Origin of the sequence: Nonomuraea africana (genome assembly GCF_014873535.1) — a bacterium.
GTDB lineage: Bacteria > Actinomycetota > Actinomycetes > Streptosporangiales > Streptosporangiaceae > Nonomuraea > Nonomuraea africana.
On the sequence record NZ_JADBEF010000001.1, the window covers coordinates 4,966,476 to 4,991,372 of the forward strand.

The window sequence follows — 24,897 nt, forward strand, 5'->3', positions numbered from 1 at the left end:
GATGTCCGAACAGGACTGGCTGGTCGTCGTCAACGACGAGGACCAGTACTCGATCTGGGCGGCGGGCAGCCCCCTGCCCGCCGGCTGGCACGCGACCGGGTTCAGGGGCGAGCGGGAGGCCTGCCTGGCCCACGTCGACGAGGTGTGGACCGACATGCGCCCGCGCAGCCTCAGGGCGGCGGAATGACCGAGCTCGACACCGGCGAATGGGTCGCCTCGGCCTCCTTCGCGCAGGAACGCGTCTGGCTCGCCGCCCAGCTCGCGGGTGACCTGCCGGTCTACAACGTCGTCGACCGCGTTCCGCTGCACCTGCCGCTCGACGCCGCCACGCTGACCGCGGCCTTCGCCGAGGTCGTGCGGCGGCACGAGACGCTCCGCAGCCACTTCACCACCGTCGACGGCGACCTGATGCAGGTCGTCCACGACGAGGTGCCCGTCGAGCCCGAGCTGCTCGACCTCTCGGAGCTGCCCGAGGAGGAGCGGCAGGAGCGCCTCCGCGAGCTGCTCGCCGCGTACGGCAGGCTCGACCTGCCGCTCGACCAGGCTCCCCTCTGGCGGGCCACGATGGTACGGCTGGCGCCGGAGGAGTGGTGGCTGGCGCTGGTCGCCCACCACACGGTCGTCGACGCCAGCTCCCAGCTGGTCCTGGCCGCCGAGCTGCGCGAGCTGTGCGCGGCCGCCGTCGAGGACCGGCCCGCCGACCTGCCCGAGCTGCCCATCCAGTACGCCGACTTCGCCGCGTGGCAGCGCGACACGCTCTCGGGCGAGGCGCTGGAGTCCGAGCTGGCCCACTGGCTGAAACGGCTGACCGACCTGCCGCCCGTGCACGCCCTGCCCACGGACCGGCCGCGCCCGACCGTGCCGAGCTTCCGCGGCGGCGAGGTGACCTTCCGCCTCGGCGCGGACGTGCTGGCGGCCGTCGACGCCCTGGCCAGGCGGCACCGCGGCAGCACGCTCATGGTGCTGCTCGCGGCGCTGACCGCGCTGATGCACCGGCTGAGCGGCCAGCAGGACATCGTGGTCGGCGCGCTCGTGGCCGGCCGCGACCGGCCCGAGCTGGCGCACCTGATCGGCATGTTCGTCAACAACGTCGTGCTGCGCAGCGACCTGTCCGGCGACCCGACCTTCGACGAGCTGGTGCTGCGCGAGCGGGACGTGGTGCTGGAGGCGTGGGAGCACCAGGAGGTCCCCTTCCACAAGGTCGTCGAGGCGGTCGCGCCGCGCCGCGACCCCGGCGTGCACCCGCTGTTCCAGGTCAGCCTCAACTACCTGCCCCAGTCGGGGGCGGCGTTCGGCAACGGCACCTCGCGGCGCGACCTGTCGTTCGACCTCACCTCGGGCGAGTGCCGCCTGGAGTACAGCACCGACCTGTTCGACCACGCGACCGCCGAGAACCTCGCCGAGCGCTACGTCGCGCTCCTCGCCGACGCCGTCGCCCGGCCCGACCGCCGGATCTCGGAGCTCGAGCTGCTGCGCGAGGGTGAGCGCGAGTGGCTGGTGAAGGGGCTCAACGACACGGCCAGGCCGTACCCCGACCAGGCCACGCTGCACGGGCTGATCGAGGAGCAGGTGGCGCGGACCCCTGACGCGCCCGCGCTGACCTTCGAGGGCCGCACGATCAGCTATGCCGAGCTCAACGCCATGGCCAACCGCATCGCGCACGGACTGCGCCGGCGCGGCGTCGGCCCCGAGACGCTGGTCGGGGTCTGCGCCGAGCGCTCCTTCGAGCTCGTCGCCGCGATCCTCGGGGTGATGAAGTCGGGTGGCGCCTACGTGCCGCTCGACCCCGAGTACCCGGTGGACCGGCTGGCGTTCCTGGTCGAGGACGCGCAGGCGCCCGTGCTGCTGGCCCAGCGGCACCTGACGGAGCTGCTGCCGGAGACCGAGGTGCTCCTGCTCGACGACGAGACACTGTGGTCGGGCGAGCCCTCCGACGACCCGGTCAGCGGCGTCACGCCCGACAACATCGCCTACATGATCTACACGTCCGGCTCGACGGGCCGGCCGAAGGGCGTGCCGACCCCGCACCGCAGCGCGGTCAACCACATCGACGACATGCAGCGCCGCCACGGGCTCGGCCCCGGCGACACCATGCTGCAGAAGACCGTGATGAGCGCCGACGTGTCGATGCGCGAGTTCATCTGGCCGCTCCAGACCGGCGCCCGCATGGTGCTGGCCAGGCCGGGCGGCCACAAGGACGCCGCCTACCTCCGGGATCTGATCAACGGCGAACGCGTCACGGTCACCAACTTCGTCCCTTCGATGCTCGCCGTCTTCCTGGAGGAGGACGTCTCCAGCTGCACCTCGCTCCGCGTGGTGACCAGCGGCGGCGAGGCGCTGCCCGCGCACGTGGGCGCCAGGTTCGCCCGGACGCTGCCGGACTGCAGGCTGGTCAACATCTACGGGCCCACCGAGACCACCATGGACGTGACCTGGTGGCCCGTGACCGCCGAGCGCCTGGAGGGCGAGACCATCGCCCCGCTGGGCGGCGGCATCCAGAACACCACCCTCTACGTCCTGGACGCGGACCTGCGTCCGCAGCCCGCCGGGGTGCCGGGCGAGCTCTGCGTCGGCGGCGTGCAGGTCGCCCGCGGCTACCACCGCAGGCCCTCGCTGACCGCCCGCCAGTTCGTGCCCGACCCGTACGGCGCGCCCGGTGCCAGGCTGTACCGGACCGGCGACCTGGCCCGCTGGCGGCCCGACGGCACGCTGGAGTTCCTCGGCAGGACCGACGGGCAGATCAAGCTGCGCGGCCTGCGCATCGAGCTCGGCGAGATCGAGTCGGCGCTGCGCGACCAGCCGGGCGTGCGCGACGCCGTCGTGCTGGTGCGTGAGGACGTGCCCGGCGACAAGCGGCTGGTCGGCTACCTGGCCGTCACCAAGGAACCCGACCTGGCCGACCTTCGTGCCACGCTGCGCAAGCGGCTGCCCGACCACATGGTGCCCTCCGCCTTCGTCACCATGGAGCGCTTCCCGCAGACCACCAACGGCAAGCTGGACCGCAAGTCGCTGCCCGCCCCCGAGGGCCAGCGGCTGCTGTCCGCCGAGCTCGTCGCGCCCCGCACCGAGATCGAGCGGGAGATCGCCGCCATCTGGACCGAGGTGCTCGGCATCGAGACCCTCGGGGTGGACGACGACTTCTTCGAGCTCGGCGGCCACTCGCTGCTGGCCACCCAGGTCGTGGCCAGGCTGCGGAAGATCACTGCCACGACGGGGCGGCAGGTCAGCGTCATGGACCTGTTCCAGTCGCCGACGATCAGGCAGCTCGCCGCGCTGGTGTCCGCCGAATCCGACGAGGAGCGGCCCGCCCGGCTGCTGCACGAGCTGACCAAGCCGCTGCCGCCGGGAGAGCGGAAGGTCTCCTACGTGTGCGTGCCGTACGGCGGGGGCAGCGCGGTCGTCTACCTGCCGCTGGCCGAGGCGCTGCCGTACGGGCACTCGCTCTACTCCGTGGCCATTCCCGGCCACGACGTGGGTCTCGACGAGGAGGCGCTGCCGTTCGACGAGCTGGCCTCGCGCTGCGTGGCCGAGCTGCTGCGCGACGTCGAAGGGCCGATCGTCCTGTACGGGCACTGCGGCGTCGGCGGGGCGCTCGTCATCGAGCTGGCCAGGCGCCTGGAGGCGGCCGGCAGGGAGGTGCGGGCCGTCTACACCGGCGGTGTCTTCCCCTCCGCGCAGCCGCCCGGACGGCTCAGCAGGTTCCTGACCTGGCTGGACAGCAAGTCGAGCAACCGGGCGCACGCCAACTGGCTGAAGTCGATGGGCGTCGACATGGACGAGTTCGACCCGGCCCAGGCCGACCGGATCGTGGCCAACATGCGCCACGACACCCGCAACGCGGGCGCCTACTTCACCCGGCTGCTGGAGGAGGGCGCGACGCCGCTGCGGGCGCCGATCATCTCGGTGGTCGGCGAGCGCGACCCGCTCACCGACTACCACCAGGAGCGCTTCAGGGAGTGGTCGTTCCTCACCGGCACCACCGCGCTGGTCGTGCTGGAGGAGGCAGGGCACTTCTTCGTCAAGCACCGCGCGGGCGAGCTGGCCCGCATTCTCAGCCAGACGCACGTGGAGATCGCCAAGGACGACGGACGCTCCCTCACCAGGCCGGCGCGCGGGCAGGACGCGAGCTGGTGGCTGGAGGGCGTCGCCCATTCGGGCGTCGCCAGTCCGGGCGCGGCCCCGGGCATGGGCCGCTTCCTGGCCGTCACCGGCGGACAGCTCGTCTCCATGCTCGGCTCCGCGCTCACCCAGTGGGCGGTCCCCGTGTGGATCTACCTGCAGACCGGGTCGCTGCTCTGGTTCGGGCTGTTCGGCGTGGTCGCCTACGCGCCGGGTCTGATCGCCATGCCGCTGGCGGGCGCGCTGGCGGACCGGCACGACCGGCGGCGCCTCCTCCTGCTGTCCAGCGTGGCCTCGGTCGCCTGCGAGGCGGCGATGGCCGCCCTGCTCTGGACGGGCAGCACCGCGGTCGGCCCGATCCTCGCGCTGGTCGGACTGCTCGGCATCGCCTCGGTCTTCCAGCGCGTCGCCTACACCGCGGCCATCCCCCAGCTGGCGCCCAAGCGTTACCTCGGACACGCCAACGGCGCCGCCCAGCTGGTGAACGGCACCGCGATGCTCGTCATGCCGCTGATCGCGGCGGGGCTGCTGGCCGCGATCGGGCTCGGCGGCATCCTGATGATCGACATCGTCAGCTACACGCTGTCGATCGGCGTGCTGCTCGCCGTGCGGTTCCCCGCCCTGATGGGCCGCCGCCGCAGGGAGCCGCTGCTCACCGAGATGGCCGAGGGCCTGCGCTACTCCTGGGGCACGAAGGGCTTCAGGGCCATGCTGATCTACTTCTCGGTGCTGAACCTGCTGCTCGCCGCCCCGCTCTTCCTGGTCTCGCCGCTGGTGCTGGGCTTCGGCACCACGGCCGACGTGGGCACGGTCGCCTTCGCGGAGGGGCTCGGCGCGGTGCTCGGCGGCCTGCTCATGTCGATGTGGGGTGGGCCACGGCAGCGCAGGATGGTCAGGCTGATGACCTTCACCCTGCTCGTGGCCGCCTGCTGCGTCGTCACCGGGCTGCGGCCCAACGTGCTGCTCATCGCGTTCGGGATGCTCGGCATGGGGTTCGGGCTCGCGCTCAGCCAGGGCATCTACATGACGATCATCCAGGTGAAGGTGCCACAGCGCTTCCACGGCCGGGTCATCTCCATCAACCAGGCCATCTCCTGGGCGGCCTTCCCCCTGGGCTTCGGCGTGCTGACACCGCTCGCGGGAACCGTTCTCGAACCGCTCTTCACCGAGCACGGCGCGCTGGCCGGCAGCGTGGGCGCGGTCATCGGCACGGGACCAGGCCGCGGCCTGGCCTTCGCCTACGTCGTGTGCGGCCTCGGCCTGGCGCTCGCCGCCGCCGTCGGGCTGCGCACCAGGACGCTCGCCAGGCTCGACACCGACCTGCCCGACGCCCTGCCCGACGACCTGATCGGCATCCAGCTGCGCGAGAAGCGGCTGGCGGCCAGCGGAGCACGAGATGACTGAAGGCCAGTTCGCCGCGGCGCACCGCGGCGACCCCGACCACCGCCCGTGGTCGGCACGGACGATCCACGAGCGCTTCTGGGAGGTGGCGGCCGCGCATCCCGGCCGCCTCGCGGTCATCGGGGACGGCGAGAGCCTCACCTACGCCGAGCTGGCGGAGCGGGTCCGGGCCATCGCGGGCGCCGTGCGCGGCCGGGCGCGGGTGGCCGTCCTGCTGGACCACGGGCCGGGCACGCTGGCGGCCATTCTCGGCGCGCTGGCGGCGGGCGCGCTCTACGTCCCCCTCGATCCCCGCTACCCCCTGGCACGGCTGGCGCGGATGGCCGAGCTCGCCGCGCCCGACGCGGTCCTGGCCACGCCCGGACACGCCGCCATGGCGGAGCGGCTGGCTCCCGGCGTACCGGTGGTCGACGTCACCGCGCTGCCGCCAGGACCTGCCGAGACAACGGGTCCTTCCGACCCCGACGCCCCGGCCTACATCCTGTTCACCTCGGGGTCCACCGGGCGGCCGAAGGGCGTGGTGCAGACCCACCGCAACGCGCTGTTCCAGGTTCGCACGCACACCGCGAACCTGCGCATCGGGCCGTCCGACCGGGTGAGCGTGCTGTCGTCGTTCAGCTTCGACATGGCGATGACTGACGGCTTCTCCGCGCTGCTCAACGGCGCCGCCTCGGTCCCCGTCGACCTGCGCGAACACGGCCTGGCATGGCTGGGCGAGGTGCTCGTCAGCCGGGCGGTGACGATCTACCACTCCACGCCCACGGTCTACCGCTACCTGCTGGACTCCCTGCCACGTGAGGCCCGGCTGGAGAGCGTCAGGGCGGTCGTGCTCGGCGGGGAGGAGGTGGTCCGGCATGACCTGGACCGGTTCGTCAGGCACTTCCCGGCCACGTCCGTGTTCGTCAACGGGTACGGCGCGACCGAGATCTCGTTCGCCGTCCAGAACCACCTGACCGTCGAGGACATCCTCGCTGGGAGGGGGGTGGGGGCAGGCGTGGTCCCCATCGGCCTGCCCCTGGACGGGACAGAGGTGGAACTACGCCCCCACGCCACCGCATCCGACGCCCCCTCTTCGGTGGAGCCCTCGGGCTCTTCCGTGGGGCTCCCGGACTCTTCGGTCAGGCCCTCGGATTCGGCCGAAGGGGAGATCGTCGTGCGCAGTGCCCATCTCGCGTCCTACTGGCGCGCCGAGGAGAGCGACGATTCCCGCTTCGGCGTGGATCCCGACGGTACCCGCCACTACCGCACCGGCGACCTCGGCCGCCGCCTGCCCGACGGCCGCATCCGCTACCTCGGGCGCGCCGACCGCCAGGTGAAGATCCGCGGCCACCGGGTCGAGCCGGGCGAGATCGAGGCGGCGCTCTCCGCGCTGCCCGAGGTCACCAGGGCCGCCGTCGTGGCCAGGGAGACCCGCTCCACCGTGGCCGGCGCGCCGGGAGACAAGCGGATCGTCGCCTACGTGATCGGGGAGATGGCCGAACCCGCCACACTGCGCAAGGCGCTGGCCGACGTGCTGCCCGAGTTCATGCTGCCCGCCCTGATCGTCAGGATGGACGCCTTTCCGCTGACCCCGACCGGCAAGGTGGACACCGCCGCGCTCCCCGAACCGGCCGGCCCCGACGCGGCCGCCACCCCCGTGAGCCCGCTTCCCGAGGAGCGCCACGACCTGGCGCTGGTCATCGCCGAGGCCTGGTGCGCCGTGCTGGGGGTGCCCGAGGTGGACAGGGAGCAGAACTTCTTCGACGTCGGCGGCCACTCCCTCCTGATGGCCCAGGTGCAGCAGCGTCTGGAGCTGTCCTTGGGCACGCGCCTGCCGCTCAGCACGCTGTACGCCTATCCGACCGTCGCGAGGCTCGCGGAGCACCTGACCAGCGGGGAGCGGCCGCCGTCCGCCGCCGAACAGCGCGCCGCCCGCCGCCGGCAGGCCCGCACCAGACGCACGCCGGCCGAGTAGCTTCATCCTCGGTCCCGGACGGGCCTACACGTGTGTGAGATCTCCTTCCTGAGCGGGGATTCAGGTCGTCGGCTGGTAGCCGTCGTAGTCGGACCAGCTCGGTGGTCGGGTCATCAGCTGCTGCCACGTGGGCCACTCCTGGCCGGTGTGCTGGCGGAGGAGCTCGCCGGGCATGGTGTACGGCGGGGCCTTGTGGGGCTTGGCGAGCGCCTGGCCGACGATCGTGTCGTACAGGACGGCCGCGGCGTGCAGGCGGGGAAGCACCGCGTGGATGCGGTCGGCGTAGCCGGCCGGGAGGGTGAACGGCCCGTCGGGACCGAGGTCGAAGCCGGCTCCGGCGGTGACGAGCGCGATCTCGGGCCGCTTGCGCAGGGCGATGTCCGGGCACAGGTGCAGGGCGATCGCATCCCACACGACCTCGACGCTCTCCGAAGGCAGCCCCTGTTCGGTGAGGAAACCGGCCGCGAGGTCGGCGCCGTCGATGTCGAAACGCCCCTCACCGTTGCCCCGGTCGCTGAGACCGGCATCGTGGAGCACACAGCCCAGGAACAGCAGCTCGTCGTCGTAATCGAGATCGGGTCGCAGGCCCTGCTGTTCGCCGATGAATCGGCCGAACAGGTAGGCACGCATGCTGTGGTTGTAGATGGCCGGATCCTCGATGTCACGGGCCAGACGCATCGCGCTCAGGGCGCGGTCGGTGCGGGGAAACGGCAGGTAGTCGTAGGAGTCCACCGGGGGCATCCTTTCTGCGCGGTACGGAGACGCTGAGCCGCCGACGAACATGGCGAGCACCGCGCCAACCTTCAGGCAGCCTGAAGCCTAGCCCTGGCATCAGGAGCCCTGAAAGTTGGGTGGGCGATCTCGTCAACCACCCAGGTCATGAGTGCGGCGCGCACGACCTTGCCGTGTCCCGGCCATAGTGGGCCGAGCACTCGTGGAGCGAGACGTTCCCACAGGGACGCTGTACCCGCTACCGCGACAACCGCCGCGCAATCGCCCGACGCCAACCGCTGTGGCTCAGATGTCCGACGCTCTCTCGGTCGGGATCTTCGCCGTTGTGGTGGGTCGGTACCGTACGTTGACGACCGACGTCGGGTCGCCTTCGCCGACCCGGTGGAGGCGGATCGGCTCACCGCCGGGATTGTCGTACAGCCGGATGCCCTCGCCGAGCAGGACCGGTGCGATGTGCAGGTCGATCTCGTCGATCAGTCCCAGTTCGAGAAGCTGACGGCCGATGGACGGCGAGAACACCTCGAGGTTCTTGCCGCCGGCCGCCTCCAGCCCGATCCGCACCGCCTCGGCCGGGTCGCAGTTCAGGAACGTGACTCGATCGGCGGGCGTCGCGTCCTCGGGGTGGTGGGTGAGCACGAAGACCGGTCCGTCCCAGGCGCCGCCGTACACGCTGCCGGCGTCCGGGAAGTGGTCCCACCCGTCTCGTCCCCCCAGCACGGCGCCCGTGGTCTCGACGTACTCCTCGATCAGGCCCGGACGGGACGAAACACCGGTCATCATCCAGTCCATGTCGTGGTCCGGCCCCGCCACGAAACCGTCCAGTGACATCGTGAAATGCCAGAGCACCTTTCCGCCCGCGGTCTGCGGCTCAGTGTCGCCCATTCGTCGCCTCCTGCGATCTGCTTGCGATTTGCAACCGGCAGGATCACGCTATGCCGTACCGGTGGTAAATTGCAACCAGTTCGGAGGTGAGGTGCGAGTTGGCGGAGTCGGCGCGTTCGGGTTGTCCGATCAATGCCGCGGTCGAGGCGTTCGGCGACAGCTGGAGCCTGCTCGTGCTGCGGGACGTGATGTTCGGGAATCGGCGCTACTTCAGGGAGCTGCTCGCCGGTTCGGAGGAGGGGATCGCCTCCAACATCCTGGCCGACCGGCTGAAGCGGCTGGTCAACGCCGGCCTGTTGACCCGCGAGGACGCGGGGCCGGGACGGCGGGCCGCCTACAGCCTGACCGAGGCGTCGATTCAGCTGGTGCCCGTCTTCGCCCAGCTCGGCGAGTGGGGTCTACGGCACCGCCCGACCACGAGGCGGCTACGGGTACGAGCAGAACTGCTCGCAGCCGGCGGGCCGGAGCTGTGGCGGGAGTTCATGGCCGAGCTGCGGACCATCCATCTCGGCGAACCGGCGCCGGAAGGCGACGGTCCGAGCGTCATGGAACGCCTGGCCAAGGCCTACAGCGCCGCGCTCTGATGTCCTGTGTGGGCTTCCCAAGCGTGGCGGCTCCGGAGCCGGCCAGTAGCGCAGGCGTGCGAGATCCGCAGATCGTCAGTCGAACCGCCTGCCGGCGAAGGCGCGAGGTGACGGTCGCTGGATTTCAGTTCGTACGCGGATCGGCGTCAGCCGGTCCGATCAGGCGCGACCAGGACACCGGGCGGGCCGGTCGGGCCCTCCAGCAGCCGACGTAGCTCGGCGGCGGGCTGGACACCGGAGACCGGCGGCCTGCCGTCGATCACCAGCGAGGGGACGCCGGTGACGCCGTGCTCGGCCGCGCGCCGCCGGTCGGCCCGCACCTCCTCGGCGTAGTCGTCACCGGCGAGGACGGCGCGCACCTGGGCGGCATCGAGACCGGCCTCAGTACCGAGGCGCTGCAGAACCTGCGGGTCGGCTACGTTCAGCCCCTCGGTGTGATACGCGTGAAGCAGGCGCTCCATCATCTGGTCAGCCCGCCCGCGACCGGCCGCCAGATGGCACAGCCGGTGTGCGTCGAAAGTGTTCACCGGACGGGCCAGATGCAGGTTGAGCTCCAGGCCTTCCGCGGCGCCCAAAGCCTGGATCCGGGCGACCCGGGCCGACGCCTGGTCACCCCACCATCCGGCCATGGCCCCGGCGGCCGTGGGGCCGGGGACCCGGCCTTCCTCTGGAGCGAGCTCATAACTGCGCCAGACGATCTCCACGCTGTCGCGGTCGGCGATGTGGTCCAGTGCTGTCGCCAAGCGTCTTTTGCCGATGTAGCACCACGGGCACAGCACATCGGCGTATATCTCTACCTTCATGGACGGCCTTCGATGTGATCGGTGGCTGTTGGGCCACGGGTGTTCACCCACCCCGCGTCGCACCCTTGCCAGGCCGGCGAGAGTGCCCGCTGAGCGGGGTTCCGGATCGGATCAGGAGTCGAGGCGCTGCGGCCCGGGACTGACCTGCCGGGCGACGGTGTAGGTGGGACTCCCGCTCATGCGCGCTTCGGCCTTGCCGGACAGACCCTCCAGAGCCTTGCCGATGGCGGCCATCCGGCCTTCGGTGTCGGAGGTCTCCACGAAGCTGCGATAGTCCGCCTCGCTGGCCCAGTGCACGATGTTGTACACACGGGTGCCGTCCGTGCTCACGTGGAAGCGGGCAGACCGATAGCCGGGATAGAAGCGCACCCAACGCTCCTGGATCTCCGCGAAGGCGGCCACAAGGTCCCGTTGGGTGTCAAAGCCGTCGACGGTGTAGTCGATGATCGAGTAAAAGCCGGTATCCGTGCTCACGTACATGCTCCTCATGGTCAAATGCAGGGCAGGCCCTGGGCGCTCATCTTGCAACCTCAACCGCTGTTGAGGTCAACGACCGCTGTGCTGGGCATCGGTTGCATGGAGACGCACATGCGGCGCCGGCTCAGCGAGCCCGATGCGCACCGACGCTTTGAGGGCTGAGGTGCGTGCCGCCCAGAGAGGCGGTGATGCCGACCGGGCGCAGGCGAGCAAGGTGGCGTCGGCATCGCCGCCCCCCGAGATCGTGGACTGGGCCCGCCAGAACGCAGCCGCCCTCGAAGTCGAGAAACACGCTGGTCGCCAGGCCCCCGGAGACCGGCTCGCCCGCCACCGCCTCCAGGCGCGCTGACCGGTACTGACATCTCCTCGCCGTCAAAGCGGTGGGGCGCCGTCCCGCAGGGTCATCCCTTTTCCGGCAGCGGGCCGTGGGCGATGGCGTGGGCTTCCTCGTGACTCATGCCGTACATGCGCAGCAGTTGCTCGGCGAGCTCGTCCGGTGAGCCCTCGTCCACCAGGTCGGGGTGTGCGAGCCACAGCTGCAGAAACCCGAGCAGCGAGCCTCCCGTCCCAGCCAGCGCCACGTAAGGGTTGCCGAGCCGGAAGCGGCCGGCCTCCATCGCGCGGCGGATGTCACGCAGCGCGCGTGGCGCCAGGCCTATGTCGGAGTCCAGGTACGGCAGACCGGTACGGGTGAGGATGCGGGCGATCTGGGGATGGGTGTCGACCAGCCGCCCGGTGAGCCGGACGGAGGCGGCGAACACCTCGGCGGGATCCTCGATTTCGGCGGTGAGCTCGTCGAGCAGTTGCCCGTGCTCTTCGAGCACGTCGGCGATGGCCGCGTTGAACAACTCCTCCTTGCTGCCGAAATGGTTGTAGAACGAGCCGAACCCCACGTCGGCCGCCTCGGTGAGCTCCTGGATGCTGACGTCGGCCATGCCCTGGCGGGCCAGGAACGCCCGGGCGGCATCGATGAGTGCCTGCCTGATGCGGCTTTTGCGGCGCTCGCGCCGGGACACGGGTCTCTCCTCCGACATCACACCGCCGAATCATAGCGGCTTGACAGAGGCCATCCTCATTCATGATGCTTTCATCATAAATGATGTTGTCATCAGGAGGTGATGATGGAGCATCCTCACGCGAACCGCCACAGCGAGCGCGTCGTCGACGTGCGCGCGGCATCGCTCGGCGATGCGACCCTGGCCCGATGGCTGCTCGATGCCGGTGCCAAGGCGGTGCTGCTGCGCCCCGACCGAGTAGTGCCGGCCGCCGTCCCGTTCTCCAAGGGCGGCGCCACGATCGCCCGAGACGCCGGCGCGTGGCTGCCGCTGCTGCCACCGTCTCGTACCGCACCGCACGCATCCGGGAGGAACGCGCCTTGAGGCGAATGGCCGAGACGAGCACTCGCGACAGCCCCGTCGGATACACCACCTCACTGGTCCCAGCACCACGCCGCCACGTGCGCGCGCATCTCCTGCGAGAGCGCCCATGAGCGACCTCGCCACGCTGCGCAAGGCCGGACTGCACGTCGCCGAAACCGCAGCACCGGTGCTGGGGTTCACACTCGTCTACGCCGCGACCTCACGACTGCCACTGGCGTTGTCGGCCGGCCTCTGCATGGCGGCGCTCGTCGCGGTCTACCGCCTCCGCCAGGCACGCACCGTCTGGCCCGCAGTGGGCGGGTTCGGGCTGACTGCGGGGGCCGCCGCCATCACCGCCCTGTCGGGGGACGCGACGAACTTCTTCCTCCCCGTGCTGATCCTACGCGCCACCGTGGTCCTGGTGACTCCCCTCATGCTGCTGCTGCGCTGGCCACCGATCGGCCTGGCCGCCGGTGTGCTCACCGGTCGAGGGCTCACCTGGCGGCGCTGCCCGATGCGGCTGCGCGGCTACGTCGTCGCCAACCTCGTCTGGGTGGCGGCGGAGGGCGCGCTCGTGGCCAACCAGGCGCGGCTCTACCTCGCCGACCGAGCCTTGGCCATGGGGGCGTTCAAGCTCCTGGTCGAGGTGCCGGTCCACGTCCTGCTGGCGGTAGTGATGTGGGCCGTCTACCGGCGTATCACCCAGAGTCCCTGCGACTGCGCACAACACGAAGGAGTTGCCCGATGACGACCACCGTCACCCTGACCGGCACCGGCGTGCCCATCCCCTCCCCCGGCCGCGCGGGCCCGGGCGTCCTGGTCCGTTGCGGAGGGATCGCGCTGCAGTTCGACGCCGGCCGCGCAACCGTGCTCCGCCTCACCGAGGCGGAAACCGGCCTGCACCAGCTGACCGCGCTGTTCGTCACGCACGTGCACAGCGATCACGTCATCGGGTTGCCCGACGTGGTGATGGGACGGTGGATCCAGGACCACGTCTGGAAGACCGGCCCGCTGGACATCCACGTGCCGGCGGGTGAGGCCGCAGACTTCGCCCAACGGATGCTGGAGCCGTATGCGGCCGACATCGCGCTGCGCATGGAGCACGTGCAAGCGGTGCCGCCAGAGGCCCGCGTGAGCACGTTCACCTGCACGCCGGGACCGAGCCTGGTCTGGTCTCGAGACGGCGTCACGGTGGAGGCGGTCGCCGTGCACCACGAGCCGGTGCCGGACGCGGTGGCCTACCGTGTGCGCACCCCCGACGGAACGGTGGTGATCTCCGGTGACACGCGAGTGTGCGACGAGGTGCAGGAGCTCAGCCAAGAGGCGGATGTGCTGGTCCACGAGGCGTGTAGGACGACCGCACTGCAAACGGCCGTCGCCGGCACCCCGTTCGAAAAGATCTTCTCCTACCACGCGGACACGGTTGCGCTCGGCGGCCTTGCCAAGCGCGCCGGCGTGAAGCACCTCGTGCTCACACACCTGATCCCGGCTCCCGCCGACGAGGCAGGCGAGGCCGAGTTCGTGAACGACGTGCGCTCGGGCGGTTATCAGGGGCGGATCAGCGTGGGCCGCGATCTGATGACCTTGGCGATCGGCTGAGCTCGAGGCCGGCCCGCCGAAGGTCTCCCTCATCTGCACGTCTTCAAGCTTCTGGCCTGACACTCCGTCATCTCCGAAAGAGGGCCCATCCCGGTGGTGTCCGCCAGCGCCGGAGTGGTCCTGGGTGGCGGGGGGCGAGGAGCGAGGTGGCCGCCCGCCGCACGCGGGGAGGTGGCGCGGCGGGCGGGTGGTCAGGCGAGGGTGATGCGGTCCAGGTTGGGGCCGCCGTTGGCGGTGGTGGACGTCAGCCGGATCGTGTTGGGTCCGGCCGTCAGCGAGACGGTGAGAGTCGTCTCGACCCACGTGGTCCACGCGCCCGTCCCGGGGAACGAGACGCCTTGCACCGCCGTGCCGTTGACCGTGAGGTCCATCGGCCGGTCGGCGGTGGTGCCGTTGGCGAAGCGCAGCGTCAGCCGGCGCTCGCCCGCGGCGGCGTCGACGGTGAATTCGACACTGCTGCCGACGACGTTGTCGAAGTTGACGAAGCCGGTGCCGGTGAAGCCGGCGTGGTTGGACTCCACCGCCCCTTGCGAGATCGTCGCGTTCTCCGCCTGGTACTCGGTGCTGGGCGGGGACGTGGGAGGGACGTCGAGGTAGTCGATGTTCGGGCCGCCGTTGACTGTGGTGGCGACCAGCTTGACGGAGTTGGCTCCGGCGTTCAGCGGCACCGTGATCGTGGCATCGGCCCAGGTGCCCCAGCCGCCGGTGCCCGGGAAGTCGCGGATAACGGGGGTGGCGCCGTTGACGGAGATGGTCATCGGCCGGTTGGTCGTGGTGCCGTTGGCGTAGCGGAGGGTGAGGGTGGCGGTGCCGGCCTGAGCGGCGCCCGCGGTGAACTCGATGCCGCTGCCGGCGACGTTGTCGAAGTTGACGAAGCCGGTGCCGGAGTAGCCGGGGTGGTTCGACTCGACGGCGCCCTGGGTGATCGTCGCGGACTCGGCCTCCAGGCGGGTGACCGTACCGGAGGCCGGCTTGGCCCTGATGAGGCGGGTCTCGCCGGGACGGAGCGTCGCGCTGTAGGAGGAGGCGACGGTGCCCTCTGAAGCGCCCGACCAGAGGTTGGTGACGTGGGCGGCGCCGGTGAAGCCGACCTGCGACCAGGTGACGCTCACCGTGGAGTTTCCAGACGTTCCGGTGTTGAACAGGGCCACGATGTAGTCGCCATTCGACTCGCGTTTACGCCATACCTGGTTGACGCCGCTGTTCACAATCCGGTCGGCGGCGACCCCGTCCTGGTTGACCGCGATGAGCCGCTCGTTGGTGAGCATGGCCAGGTCCGTGGAGGTCAGCGCGGTCAGGTCGCTGCCGAGCAGCAGCGGCGAGGCGGCCATGGCCCACAGCGTCAGGTGCGAGCGGCGCTGGTCGGCGTTGATGCCCATCTGGTCGCCGTTGCCGATCTGCAGCGAGTCGAGGTCGTTCCAGCCGCCGGGCGCGGCGTAGGGCTGCCAGGACGCCGCCGAGTTGAACCGGCTGCTGATCTTGGCCCAGGTGGTGAGCGGATAGCCGCTGCCATTGGGGCCAGGCCCGCAGTAGCACTCGACATCGCCCTGCGTGCGCCAGCTGTTCGCCAGGCGCTTCCAGGTGGTGGCCTGGGCGATCGGCAGGTTGTTCGACAGCGCGAAGTTGATCGGCCGGCCCGTCTGCCGCAGCGCCCTGTCCCACGCCTCGACGTCGGCGATGGTCGTGGCGTCCACGCCGTCGATCTTGAGGTAGTCGACGCCCCACGAGGCCATCTGGTTCGCCCACGAGTTGATGAACGCCTGCGAGCCTGGATGTGACCACTTCAGCCGGTACATGTTCTTGCAGTTGTAGTTCTTGTGCATGGTCGCGGCGGTGTCGGCGATGTCGGCCGCGTGGTAGCTCGTGCCCTCGATGGGCGTGTTCCTGGTGACGGCGTTCTTGGCGATGCCGGGAGTGACATAGAAGCCGAACTTCAGCCCCTTGGCGTGCACGTAGTCGGCCAGCGCCTTGATCCCGCCAGGGAACTTGGTCGTGTCGACCGCCCACCGGCCGAAGCCGTCGACGACGAAGCCGTTGGCGTCGCACTTCTGGTAGAAGTCGTCCAGGTTGACGTACACGTAGCCCTTGGCCGATAACCCGCTGCTGACCAGAGCGTCGGCTTGCGCCTTCATCTTGGCCTCGTCGGGCCAGCGCCGGATGAAGCTCCAGCTGCTCCACCCCATGGCCGGCCTGATCGACAGGCCGTTGTCCGATGCTGACGCGGGTGATGGCGCCACGGTCAGTGCCGCGGCGACCAGCACGAGTGCCGCGAGGATCCTTCTCACCGCTTCCTCCTTCACGATCTTGTACGGCTACCGCCGGCCAGGCCCCACCCGCCGACCGGGGCCGGGCTCCGTCCAGGGAGACGCTCCTCGGGTGACGACGGCGCGCCGCCGTTACGGCGCGCCGCCGGCCGGTCGGGTGGTTCGCGTCAGCCGATGCTGATGCGGTCGAGGTTGGGGCCGCCGTTGGCGGTGGTGGCGGTGGCCCTGATCGTGTTCGCCCCTGCGTTGACCGGAACCGTGATCGACCTGGTCGTCCAGTTCGTCCACGCGCCCGTGGAGTCGAAGGCGAGCTCGTCCGACACGAGCGCGCCGTTGACCGTGATGTCCATCGGGCGGTTGGCGGTCGTCCCGTTGGCGTAGCGGAAGGTCAGCGTGGCGTTGCCGGCCGACGCGGCCATCACCGCGAACTCGACGGAGGAGCCGGCCAGGTTGTCGTAGTTGACGAAGCCGGTGCCCGTGAAGCCGGCGTGATTGGACTCCACCACGCCCTGCGAGATGGTCGCGTTCTCCGCCTGGTGGTCCGTCGGCGTGGGACCGGTGGCCTCGACGTCGAGGTGGTCGAGGTTGGGCCCGCCGTCCGTGGTCGTGGCGGTGGCCCTGATCGTGTTCGCCCCTGCGTTGACCGGAACCGTGATCGACCTGGTCGTCCAGTTCGTCCACGCGCCCGTGGAGTCGAAGGCGAACTCGTCGCCGACGAGCGCGCCGTTGACCGTGATGTCCATCGGCCGGTTGGCCGTACCGCCGTTGGCGAAGCCGAAGCTCAGCCTGGCGTTGCCGGCCGCGGCCGCGTTGACGGTCCACTCGACGTACGGGCCCACGGCGTTGTCGCCGTTGACGAAACCCGTGCCGGAGAAGCCGGCGTGGTTGGACTCCACGACGCCCTGCGAGATCGTCGCGTTCTCCGCCTCGTGGCGGTTCAGCGGTGGTTGCCCGCCGCCGCCCGCGTAGGCGCCGCCGATCCAGGCCTCGTCCACACGCAGCCTGGCGACGCCGTGGCTGCTGGTCTTCTCCAGCCGCACGTGCCTGGCGGTGGTGGCGGGGAGGTCGATGATCTGCACGCCGCGGTGGTTGGGCAGGTTGCCGGTCTTGATGGGGTTGCCCCAGCCGGCGCCGTCGTCGCTGACGTAGACGCGGTAGCCGTCGATGCGCGCCGAGCCGCTGGCCGGATAGGTCGTGGAGTCTTCGCGCTGATTTATCCCGATATAGCGGATAGGGCGAGCGGACCCGAGGTCGAAGCGCAGGGACACGGTGCTCGCCGAGGTGGCGTCCCAGTAGGTCAGGTAGTCGCCGTCACCGGCGTGCGCGGCGGGGTGACCGCCGGCCGAGGCCGACGCGGACATGGCGACGCCGGTGTAGATGCCCTCCCTGCCGCTGGAGACGGCCTTGAAGACGGTGTCGTACTGGTCCCACGAGGAGATCCCGCTGAGCGTCAGCGTGCCGTTCGCCTGGGTGAAACTCACCGGCCCGCCGGTGCGCAGGTTCGTCACCGAACTGATCTCGTAGCCGTTGTCACGCAGCGACAGCGTGCTGCCGGACGGGCGGGTGATGACGTGGATGTAGTGCAGGTTCGGGTTGGTCTTGCTGATCGTGGTGACGCCGTGCGCGCCGTTGTTCCAGAAGCCGGGATCGAGGCCGCCGTACATGTACCCGCCGCCTTCGGTGCCCTCGAGCGACTCCCGGATCGCCTCGAGGTAGCCGTTGGCGAAGTTGTTGAACGTCTCCTGCGCGGGCGGCATGCGCCCGGCCTTCATCGGCGTCTCGGCCATCAGCGCCTTGACCGACGAGCCCGCGTTGGTGATGAGCCGGCCGAGCGTCAGCCTGTAGTCGACGGCCTGGTCCGACCCGCCGTACCACCAGGGACCGCTGGTGGGCAGCTTGAAGTCGGCCTCAATGAGCCGGGGCGCCGCGGTGTAGACCGCCTGCGGGTAGTCGTAGCTCGGCGTCATCCCGGTCTTCTGCTCGTTGCTGATCATGTCCATCTCAGCGGTGTCCTCGTTGTTGTTGCTGAGGGTCATGTCCGGCCGCTGCTGGTGGATCTTGACGTATAGGTCGTTGCGCTCCCAGTAGGCGTTGTCGTTGTCGATCCAGAACCCGGCCAGCTTCGGATAGCGCTGCATCTGCTCGAAGAACTGCAAGTAGCTGAACTCGCCGAAACCGTCGCGGGTGTGCAGGTCGACGCTGTGGCCGACGTGGTCGGAGAAGGCCTGCGAGTTGAGCCACGACTGCCCGGAGCCGAGCCCCTCGTTCCACCACTGCGGGTCGTCGGTCATGTAGTGGATGACCTTCAGCCCCTGCGCGTCCGCCGCGTCGATCAGCTCACCGAGGAAGTCCCTGGTGGTACGGCAGGAGCCGGGGATGCTCGACGGGTACGGCCTGGCGTAGCCGAGCCGGGAGTGGAAGGTGGCCAGCACGATGTACTGGGTGTGCAGTTTCTTGGCCTCGTTGACCCAGTAGTTCGCGTTCCAGCCGCCGCTGGTGACGGCCGACTCCCAGGCGCTGCAACTGGTGTGCTGGGGCGAGGTGCGCATGCCCCAGTGCAGGAAGAGCCCGCCGATGGAGGCGCGCAGGAAGGCCTGGCGTGGGTGCTGGAGGTCGGCCCTTGCCGGGGCGGCGGCCAGCAGGCTGACGACGAGGGCGAGCACGGCGAGTAACGCCGTGCGGGGCGCACGGGACATGTGCGGCCTCCTCTTACGGGCCGGTGACGGCGAGGTGGTCCAGGTTCGGTCCGCCGTTGGCGGTGGTGGCGGTGGCCCTGATCAGGTTGGCGCCCGCGTTCAGGGGAACGGTGATGCTCCTGGTCGCCCAGGTGGTCCAGGCGCCGGTGCCGGGGAAGTCGACGAGGGTGCCCGCGACGTCCATCGGCCGGTTGGTGGCGGTGCCGTTGGCGAACCTGAAGGCGAGCGTCGCGGTGCCCGCCTGCGCGGCGTTCACGGTCCACTCGACGGAGGAGCCGACGACGTTGTCGCCGTTGACGAAGCCGGTGCCGGTGAAGCCGGCGTGGTTGGACTCGACGACGCCCTGGGAGATCGTGGCGTTCTCCGCCTCCAGCACGGTGGGCGGCGGGCCGTCGGACGGGGTGAAGGCCGGGTCGCTGGAGATGGCGACGCGGTCGAGCCGGGCGCCGTCCTCGCGGTAGGCGAAGGTGACGGTGTGGGTGCCCGCGCTCAGCTCGTAGGTGACGGGGAGTTGCGCCCAGTGCCAGCTCGTGCCCAGCGGTATGCCGTTCCAGTTGGTCCAGGTGCCGCCGTCGGAGCGCACCCAGAAGGAGTCGTCGCCGGAGGTGGCGGCGATCACCCTGGCCCACACCTTGAACGCGCCCGGGTCGGGGACGGCGAAGGTGAGCGTGGCATGTCCGGTGGACGGCGCCGCCGTCTGGCTGTTGTTGCCGGGGGCGACGCTCACGTAGGAGCCGCCGGAGGCGGCCGGGTCCAGCAGGATCTGCATGGGGGCGGTGACGGTGCCCGACTCGGCCTCGCCGTACAGGGAGACGGGGTTGCCGGGGATGGGGGTGGAGCCTGTGGCGCGCACGCGCAGCGCGCCGCCGGCGGTGTTGGCGCCGGTGACGGAGTAGCCGCTGATGCCGCTGACGCCGACGTCGTAGGCGCTGCCCGAGCCGCGCTGGGCGATGACGTCGAGACGGATGTTCGAGCCGTCGTCGACGATGAAGGCGGGCCGGTCGTCGTTGTCGTCGAAGCGCAGGGTCGAGCCGGTGCCGATGCTCAGGCCCTGCACGTGGCGGGCCCAGATGCCGAACGCGGGGCGGGTGCCGTAGTCGCGCGGCGGGTAGGTCGTCAGGTACTCCCCCGGCACCCGGGTCGCGTCGGAGGCGGGGTGGCCGCCGGGGACGGTCAGTTTGACGTTGTCCAGCGTGAGGTCCGGGCCGATGTCGACGGCGGGCGTGCCGGTGATGGTGCTGGTCAGTTCGGGGCCGCCGGTGGTGCCCGACGGCTCGGGGGCCGTCAGGTCGGTGCCGGTCACGTTGGTGAGGTGGATGTTCCTGATCCGGCCGGCGGGCGGCGAGCCGGGGCAGCGCCTGCGCTCGCCGATCTTCATGAAGATGGGCGTGGTCGTCTTGGTGAGCGAGATGTCGGTGTAATGGACGTCCTCGATGATCGCGCCGTCCATGGAGACCATGCCGATCCCGGCCTTGCCTGCGCCCAGCACGGTGATGTTGTCGAAGCGGATATCGCGGAAGTCTCCGCACGTCTCCGAGCCGAACTGCATGGCGTTGTTCTCGTGCGAGTAGATGGTGGTGTCGCGCACGCGGATGTTCTGGCTGGTGTAGGTGTGGCCGAGGGCGTAGTCGCTCTTGAGCGCGACGGCGTCGTCGCTGGACTCGATGCGGCTGTTCTGCAGCACGACGTTCCAGCTGTTGATCAGATTGATCCCGTCGCGGACGCCGTTCTCGGCGTAGTAGGTCTTGAGGTTGTCGATCAGCACGTCGTGGCAGCCGTTGAGCAGCGCCATGAAGTGGCCGCCGCGCCGGATCGTGATGCCGGTGATGCTCACGTTGGCGCACTCCGTGAGCGCGATGGCCTTGTTGCCCGCGCCTGACGGCGGGGAGTTGCTGGTGGACAGGTTGCCGTCGCCGTCGATGGTGCCGGCCCCCGCGAAGTGCACGTTGCTGACGTTCCGGCCGACGAACAGCGAGTTGTTGAAGTGGCTGTGGCCGAAGTCCTGGTAGTCGTCGTAGGGGTTGGGCTCGGGGGCGTCCATGCCGCTGCCGGCCGCCCGGACGGTGGCGCCGGAGTCCAGGCGGATGGTGATGTCGCTCTTCAGATGGATGGTGCGGGAGCGGTAGGTGCCGGAGGGGAAGACGACGATGCCGCCGTTGGCGGCGCTGGCGGCGCTGATGGCCCGGTCGATGGCGTCGTCGTCGTTGGTGCTGCCGTTGCCGGTGGCGCCGTAGTCGCGCACGTTGAACTCGGCGAGCGCGGCGGCAGGCTGCGCGGTCAGGGCCTGGGCGGTCAGGGCCTGGGCGGTCAGGGCCTGGGCGGGCAGGGACTGGGTGGGCAGGGACTGGGTGGCCAGGAGGAGGACGGGCAGCCAGGCCAGGCGCTTGAGGCTCATGGGGCCACCTCGATGTAGTCCAGGTTGGGGTTGCCGTTGGCGGTGTTCGCGGTGATCCGCACGGTGTTCGCGCCCGCGTTGAGGCTGATCGGAAGGGTGGCCGTGGCCCAGGTGGACCAGGCGCCGGTGCCGTTGAAGGGCTGGTTGGCGGCGACGGTCGCGCCGTTGACGGCGATGGTGGCCGGGCGGTTGGCGGTGGTGCCGTTGGCGTAGCGGATCCGCAGCGTGGCGGCCCCGGCGGTGCCGTTCACGGTCCACTCGACGTAGCCGCCCGCCACGTTGTCGCCGTTGACGAAACCAGTGCCGGAGAAGCCGGCGTGGTTCGACTCCACCACGCCTTGGAAGACCGTCGCGTTCTCCGCTTCGTAGCGGGTGCCGGGGGACGGCTGGGTGGTGGAGATGTCCCGGCCGTTGTAGAACACGCCGATCAGCTGGAGGTTGTCGACGTAGTTGGCGATGTTTCCGGCATTGGTCATGCTGGTGAAGGTGCTGTTTGAGATCGTCACGTTCTGGATGTGCTTGGCCGAGCGACCGTCGATGTTGTACGCCGAGCGGCCACCGGTGATGGTCATCGCGTCGATCGTGAAGTTCCGCACCGTCGGCGGGATATTTCCAGAAGTTTCGTAGTTCATCGTGATGTAGATGGCGTCGCGTTCGAGGTTGCGGCCGGTGAAGCGGCGCAGGTGCACGTCCTCGACGTAGCCGCCCCGGTTGAAGCTGGTCTTGACGTACAGCACGTACTTGACCGGGTAGCGGCCGGGGAAGTCGGCGGCGTTGCATTCGCAGTCCTCGGCGAAGACCTTGCGCACGCCGCCCGACATCTCCGAGCCCACGGTGATGCCGCCCCAGCGGCCGGAGAACTTGCAGTCGCGCACCACGATGTTCTGCGAGGGCCGGTTGACCCGGCGGCCGTCACGATCGCGGCCCGACTTGACCGGGATGCAGTCGTCGTTGGTGTTGAATCTGCAGCCGGTGATGAACACGTCGGTGCACGAGTCGGGGTTGCAGCCGTCGCCCTGGGAGTTGGTGCTGTAGAAGGTGACGTTCCTGACCGTGACGTTGGCGCAGTAGACCGGGTGCAGCGTCCACATCGCCGGATTACGCAGGTTGACGCCCTCCACCAGGATGTTCGTGCAGTTGTACAGGCCGATCATGTTGGGCCGCAGGTAGTGGCCGGCGCCGAACTGGCGCTGCTCGACCGGGTGGTCGGTGGCGCCCCATTCGCGTAGCCGGTCGCGGTCGGCTCCGCCGCCGCCCCACGACGACCACTCCCCCGCCGGGGCGTTGCCGTCGATGGTCCCTGTGCCGGTGATGGCGATGTTCGTCTTGCCGTTGGCGTAGATGAAGGGCGAGTAGTTGTAACACTCGATGCCCTCCCACCGGGTGAACACGGTGGGCAGGTAGGAGCCGGTGTCGGTGCGGAAGCGGATGGTGCCGGTGACGCTGAGGTTCACGTTCGACAGCAGGTGGATCTTGCCGGTGCGGAAGGTGCCCGACGGGACGAGCACCCGGCCACCGCCGGCGGCGTTGCAGGCGGCGATCGCGTTGCGGAAGGCGGCCGTGCAGTCGGTGCTGTTGTCGCCCACCGCGCCGTAGTCGACGATGTTGAACGTCCGGTCGGGGAAGGTCGGCGGAACGATGCGGGCCAGGATCGCGGGCACCTCGTCCCACGGGGAGACCAGAGCCGCCGCACGGGCGCCCGCAGCCGTGCTCGCGCCTGCGGCGCTCGTCGGCGGTGCGGCCAGCGCGGCCGCGCCCGTGGCCAGCGCCGCCGCACGCAGAAACTCCCGCCTGGACGGCCGTCCTGGTAATGGCCCGCTCATTGCGTCACCTCCAGATAGTCGAGGTTCGGCCCGCCGTTCGCCGTGGTGGCCGTCGCCTTGACCGTGTTTGTCCCGCCCGTGAGCTGGGCCGAGACGGTGGTGGTCTGCCAGGTGGTCCAGGCGCCGGTGCCGTTGAAGGCCTTGCTCGCGGCGACCACCGCGCCGTTGACGGCGATGTCCATCGGGCGGTTCGCGGTGGTGCCGTTGGCGAAGCGGAAGGCCAGCGTGGCGTTCCCCGCGGCGGCGGCGGTGACGGTGAACTCGACGAAGGAGCCGGCCAGGTTCGCGTAGTTGACGAATCCGGTGCCGGAGAAGCCCGCGTGGTTGGACTCCACCGCACCCTGGGAGATGGTCGCGTTCTCCGCCTCGTAGCGGGTGGCGTTCGGCGGCGCGCCGTACAGGACGCCGTTGATCCGCACGTTCTGCAGCCGCACGTTGTCGGCGTTGCTGATCTGCGGGGCGGGCGTGTCGATGGCGGTGAAGGTGCTGTCGGCGATCGTCACGTTCGTGATGTGGCTGGCCGACGAGCCGGACAGTTTGATCGCGAACGGCGCGTCATCGATGTTCAGGCCCTCGACCGTCAGGTTGCGGATCACCGGGTTGACGATGGGGCCGTAGCCGGGACCGGTCAGGCTGTAGTTCATGTCGATGTAGAAACCGCCGCGATCGCACGGGCCGCCGGTCAGGCCGCGCACGTGCACGCCGTCGACCACGCCGCCACGGCGGTTGTTGGTCTTCAGGTAGAGCGCGTAGAACGACCGGTAGCCGGAGCCGGGGAAGATCTGGTTGTTCTCGGCGAAGACGTTGCGCACTCCCCCGGACATCTCGCTGCCGACGGTGACGGCGCCCCAGCGGCCGTAGTACTTGTTGCCGCGGATGACGATGTTCTCCGAGGGGACTCCCACGCGGCGGCCGTCGCTGTCGCGCCCGGACTTGATGACCGTGCCGTCGTCGCCGGTGTCGAAGGAGCAGTTCTCGATGAGCACGTCGGAACAGCACTCCGGGTCGACGCCGTCGACCATGGCGCCCCGGCTGTAGATCTTGATCCGCCTGACGGTGATATTCCGGGACAGGACAGGGTGGACGGTCCACATCGCGGGGTTCCTGATGTCCAGGTCCTCGATGAGGATGTTGGCGCAGTTGTAGAGCTGGATCATGTTGGGCTTGAGGTAGTGGCCGTCGCCGAACTGGCGCTGGTCGACGGGCACGCCGTCGACGGCCATCTGTTGCAGGCGCTCCCAGTCGGGTCCGCGCTGGGAGTCGAAGCCGAACCACGGTCCGGCGGCGGCGTTGCCGTCGATGGTTCCCGGGCCGGTGAGCGCGATGTTGGTCTGGCCGCGCGCGTAGATGAACGGCGAGTAGTTGTGGCACTCGATGCCCTGCCAGCGCGTGAAGACGTTCGGCAGGTAGGAGCCCGCGTCCGAGCGGAAGCGGATGGTGCCTCCCGCCTCGATGTGGAGGCGGACGTTCGACAGCAGGTGGATCTTCCCGGTGCGGAAGCGGCCGGTGCCGGGCACCAGCACCGTGCCGCCGCCGGCGGCGTTGCAGGCGGCGATGGCGTTGCGGAAGGCGGGGGTGCAGTCGGTGGTGTTGTCCGGCTTGGCGCCGTGGTCCGTGATGTCGAATGTGCGGTCGGGGAAGGTCGGCGGCACGATCCTGGCCAGGATCGCCGGCACCTGGTCCCAGGGGGAGGCGGCGCCTGCCGTACCGGATGCCGCTGATGCCGTACGGGACGGCAGGAGCGCACCGCCGCCCGCGAGACCCGCGACCTTGAAGAGGTCGCGTCGTGAGGGTGTCGTCACCGGTAGCT

General features: G+C 70.0%; 17 protein-coding genes. 7 read left to right on the forward strand and 10 right to left on the reverse strand.

Annotated elements, in window-relative coordinates:
* Nucleotide 1 precedes the first annotated feature (1 nt).
* The 3 genes from H4W81_RS23435 to H4W81_RS23445 are packed head-to-tail and all read left to right on the forward strand — an operon-like array spanning nucleotide 2 to nucleotide 7,474.
* Complete coding sequence (locus tag H4W81_RS23435) at nucleotides 2-187, forward strand: MbtH family protein (protein WP_192776794.1); 186 nt, start codon at nucleotides 2-4, stop codon at nucleotides 185-187.
* Nucleotides 184-5,523 carry a non-ribosomal peptide synthetase/MFS transporter gene (locus H4W81_RS23440; protein ID WP_192776795.1) on the forward strand — a complete coding sequence of 1,780 codons (5,340 nt, stop codon included), beginning with the start codon at nucleotides 184-186 and terminating at the stop codon, nucleotides 5,521-5,523. Before H4W81_RS23435 ends, H4W81_RS23440 begins: the two co-directional genes overlap by 4 nt.
* Nucleotides 5,516-7,474, forward strand: a complete 1,959-nt coding sequence (locus tag H4W81_RS23445) for a non-ribosomal peptide synthetase (protein WP_192776796.1) — start codon at nucleotides 5,516-5,518, stop codon at nucleotides 7,472-7,474. Before H4W81_RS23440 ends, H4W81_RS23445 begins: the two co-directional genes overlap by 8 nt.
* Before the next feature lie 60 nt (nucleotides 7,475-7,534).
* Here H4W81_RS23445 and H4W81_RS23450 read toward each other — a convergent pair whose 3' ends face one another.
* Entirely contained in the window at nucleotides 7,535-8,206 is a 672-nt protein-coding gene (locus tag H4W81_RS23450; RefSeq protein ID WP_397128807.1) for an HD domain-containing protein, read from the reverse strand.
* Nucleotides 8,207-8,491: 285 nt separating this feature from the next.
* Nucleotides 8,492-9,088, reverse strand: a complete 597-nt coding sequence (locus H4W81_RS23455) for a dihydrofolate reductase family protein (protein ID WP_192776798.1) — start codon at nucleotides 9,086-9,088, stop codon at nucleotides 8,492-8,494.
* A gap of 98 nt (nucleotides 9,089-9,186) precedes the next feature.
* Between H4W81_RS23455 and H4W81_RS23460 the strand changes: the two genes are divergently transcribed.
* Nucleotides 9,187-9,672 (forward strand): winged helix-turn-helix transcriptional regulator, encoded by a 486-nt coding sequence (locus H4W81_RS23460; RefSeq protein ID WP_192776799.1) that lies wholly within the window; start codon nucleotides 9,187-9,189, stop codon nucleotides 9,670-9,672.
* 146 nt (nucleotides 9,673-9,818) lie between these two features.
* Here H4W81_RS23460 and H4W81_RS23465 read toward each other — a convergent pair whose 3' ends face one another.
* From H4W81_RS23465 to H4W81_RS23475, 3 genes are all read right to left on the reverse strand, one after another.
* On the reverse strand, nucleotides 9,819-10,475 hold the full coding sequence (locus H4W81_RS23465) for a DsbA family oxidoreductase (protein ID WP_192776800.1): 657 nt from the start codon (nucleotides 10,473-10,475) through the stop codon (nucleotides 9,819-9,821).
* Nucleotides 10,476-10,586: 111 nt separating this feature from the next.
* Nucleotides 10,587-10,949, reverse strand: a complete 363-nt coding sequence (locus H4W81_RS23470; protein ID WP_192776801.1) for an antibiotic biosynthesis monooxygenase — start codon at nucleotides 10,947-10,949, stop codon at nucleotides 10,587-10,589.
* Between the two features lie 404 nt (nucleotides 10,950-11,353).
* Nucleotides 11,354-11,968: a TetR/AcrR family transcriptional regulator gene (locus tag H4W81_RS23475; RefSeq protein WP_318781909.1), complete on the reverse strand. Its 615-nt coding sequence runs from the start codon at nucleotides 11,966-11,968 to the stop codon at nucleotides 11,354-11,356.
* A 99-nt stretch (nucleotides 11,969-12,067) separates the two neighbouring features.
* Here H4W81_RS23475 and H4W81_RS23480 point away from each other — a divergent pair, with 99 nt between their 5' ends.
* The 3 genes from H4W81_RS23480 to H4W81_RS23490 all read left to right on the forward strand — a co-directional run bounded on the left by H4W81_RS23480 (nucleotide 12,068) and on the right by H4W81_RS23490 (nucleotide 13,909).
* Nucleotides 12,068-12,331: a hypothetical protein gene (locus H4W81_RS23480; RefSeq protein ID WP_192776802.1), complete on the forward strand. Its 264-nt coding sequence runs from the start codon at nucleotides 12,068-12,070 to the stop codon at nucleotides 12,329-12,331.
* A gap of 106 nt (nucleotides 12,332-12,437) precedes the next feature.
* Nucleotides 12,438-13,058: a DUF3159 domain-containing protein gene (locus H4W81_RS23485; RefSeq protein ID WP_192776803.1), complete on the forward strand. Its 621-nt coding sequence runs from the start codon at nucleotides 12,438-12,440 to the stop codon at nucleotides 13,056-13,058.
* The gene (locus H4W81_RS23490; RefSeq protein ID WP_192776804.1) at nucleotides 13,055-13,909 is read left to right on the forward strand and encodes an MBL fold metallo-hydrolase; all 855 of its coding nucleotides are present in this window, start codon (nucleotides 13,055-13,057) and stop codon (nucleotides 13,907-13,909) included. Before H4W81_RS23485 ends, H4W81_RS23490 begins: the two co-directional genes overlap by 4 nt.
* 191 nt (nucleotides 13,910-14,100) lie before the next feature.
* Here H4W81_RS23490 and H4W81_RS23495 read toward each other — a convergent pair whose 3' ends face one another.
* The 5 genes from H4W81_RS23495 to H4W81_RS23515 form a co-directional block, all read right to left on the reverse strand.
* Entirely contained in the window at nucleotides 14,101-16,194 is a 2,094-nt protein-coding gene (locus tag H4W81_RS23495) for a CBM35 domain-containing protein (RefSeq protein ID WP_192776805.1), read from the reverse strand.
* A gap of 146 nt (nucleotides 16,195-16,340) precedes the next feature.
* The gene (locus H4W81_RS23500) at nucleotides 16,341-18,869 is read right to left on the reverse strand and encodes a carbohydrate-binding protein (protein WP_192776806.1); all 2,529 of its coding nucleotides are present in this window, start codon (nucleotides 18,867-18,869) and stop codon (nucleotides 16,341-16,343) included.
* 13 nt (nucleotides 18,870-18,882) lie between these two features.
* The gene (locus H4W81_RS23505; protein WP_192776807.1) at nucleotides 18,883-21,264 is read right to left on the reverse strand and encodes a glycosyl hydrolase family 28 protein; all 2,382 of its coding nucleotides are present in this window, start codon (nucleotides 21,262-21,264) and stop codon (nucleotides 18,883-18,885) included.
* Complete coding sequence (locus tag H4W81_RS23510; RefSeq protein WP_192776808.1) at nucleotides 21,261-23,087, reverse strand: glycosyl hydrolase family 28 protein; 1,827 nt, start codon at nucleotides 23,085-23,087, stop codon at nucleotides 21,261-21,263. The genes H4W81_RS23505 and H4W81_RS23510 overlap by 4 nt, the downstream gene beginning before the upstream one ends.
* On the reverse strand, nucleotides 23,084-24,889 hold the full coding sequence (locus tag H4W81_RS23515; protein WP_318781910.1) for a glycosyl hydrolase family 28 protein: 1,806 nt from the start codon (nucleotides 24,887-24,889) through the stop codon (nucleotides 23,084-23,086). The genes H4W81_RS23510 and H4W81_RS23515 overlap by 4 nt, the downstream gene beginning before the upstream one ends.
* Nucleotides 24,890-24,897: the final 8 nt, after the last annotated feature.

Coding starts and splice junctions, on each gene's coding strand:
- H4W81_RS23490 (WP_192776804.1), top strand. CDS start 13,055: ATGACGACCACCGTCACCCTGACCGGCACCGGCGTGCCCATCCCCTCC.
- H4W81_RS23510 (WP_192776808.1), bottom strand. CDS start 23,087: ATGAGCGGGCCATTACCAGGACGGCCGTCCAGGCGGGAGTTTCTGCGT.
- H4W81_RS23505 (WP_192776807.1), bottom strand. CDS start 21,264: ATGAGCCTCAAGCGCCTGGCCTGGCTGCCCGTCCTCCTCCTGGCCACC.
- H4W81_RS23445 (WP_192776796.1), top strand. CDS start 5,516: ATGACTGAAGGCCAGTTCGCCGCGGCGCACCGCGGCGACCCCGACCAC.
- H4W81_RS23435 (WP_192776794.1), top strand. CDS start 2: ATGTCCGAACAGGACTGGCTGGTCGTCGTCAACGACGAGGACCAGTAC.
- H4W81_RS23500 (WP_192776806.1), bottom strand. CDS start 18,869: ATGTCCCGTGCGCCCCGCACGGCGTTACTCGCCGTGCTCGCCCTCGTC.
- H4W81_RS23440 (WP_192776795.1), top strand. CDS start 184: ATGACCGAGCTCGACACCGGCGAATGGGTCGCCTCGGCCTCCTTCGCG.
- H4W81_RS23465 (WP_192776800.1), bottom strand. CDS start 10,475: ATGAAGGTAGAGATATACGCCGATGTGCTGTGCCCGTGGTGCTACATC.
- H4W81_RS23485 (WP_192776803.1), top strand. CDS start 12,438: ATGAGCGACCTCGCCACGCTGCGCAAGGCCGGACTGCACGTCGCCGAA.
- H4W81_RS23455 (WP_192776798.1), bottom strand. CDS start 9,088: ATGGGCGACACTGAGCCGCAGACCGCGGGCGGAAAGGTGCTCTGGCAT.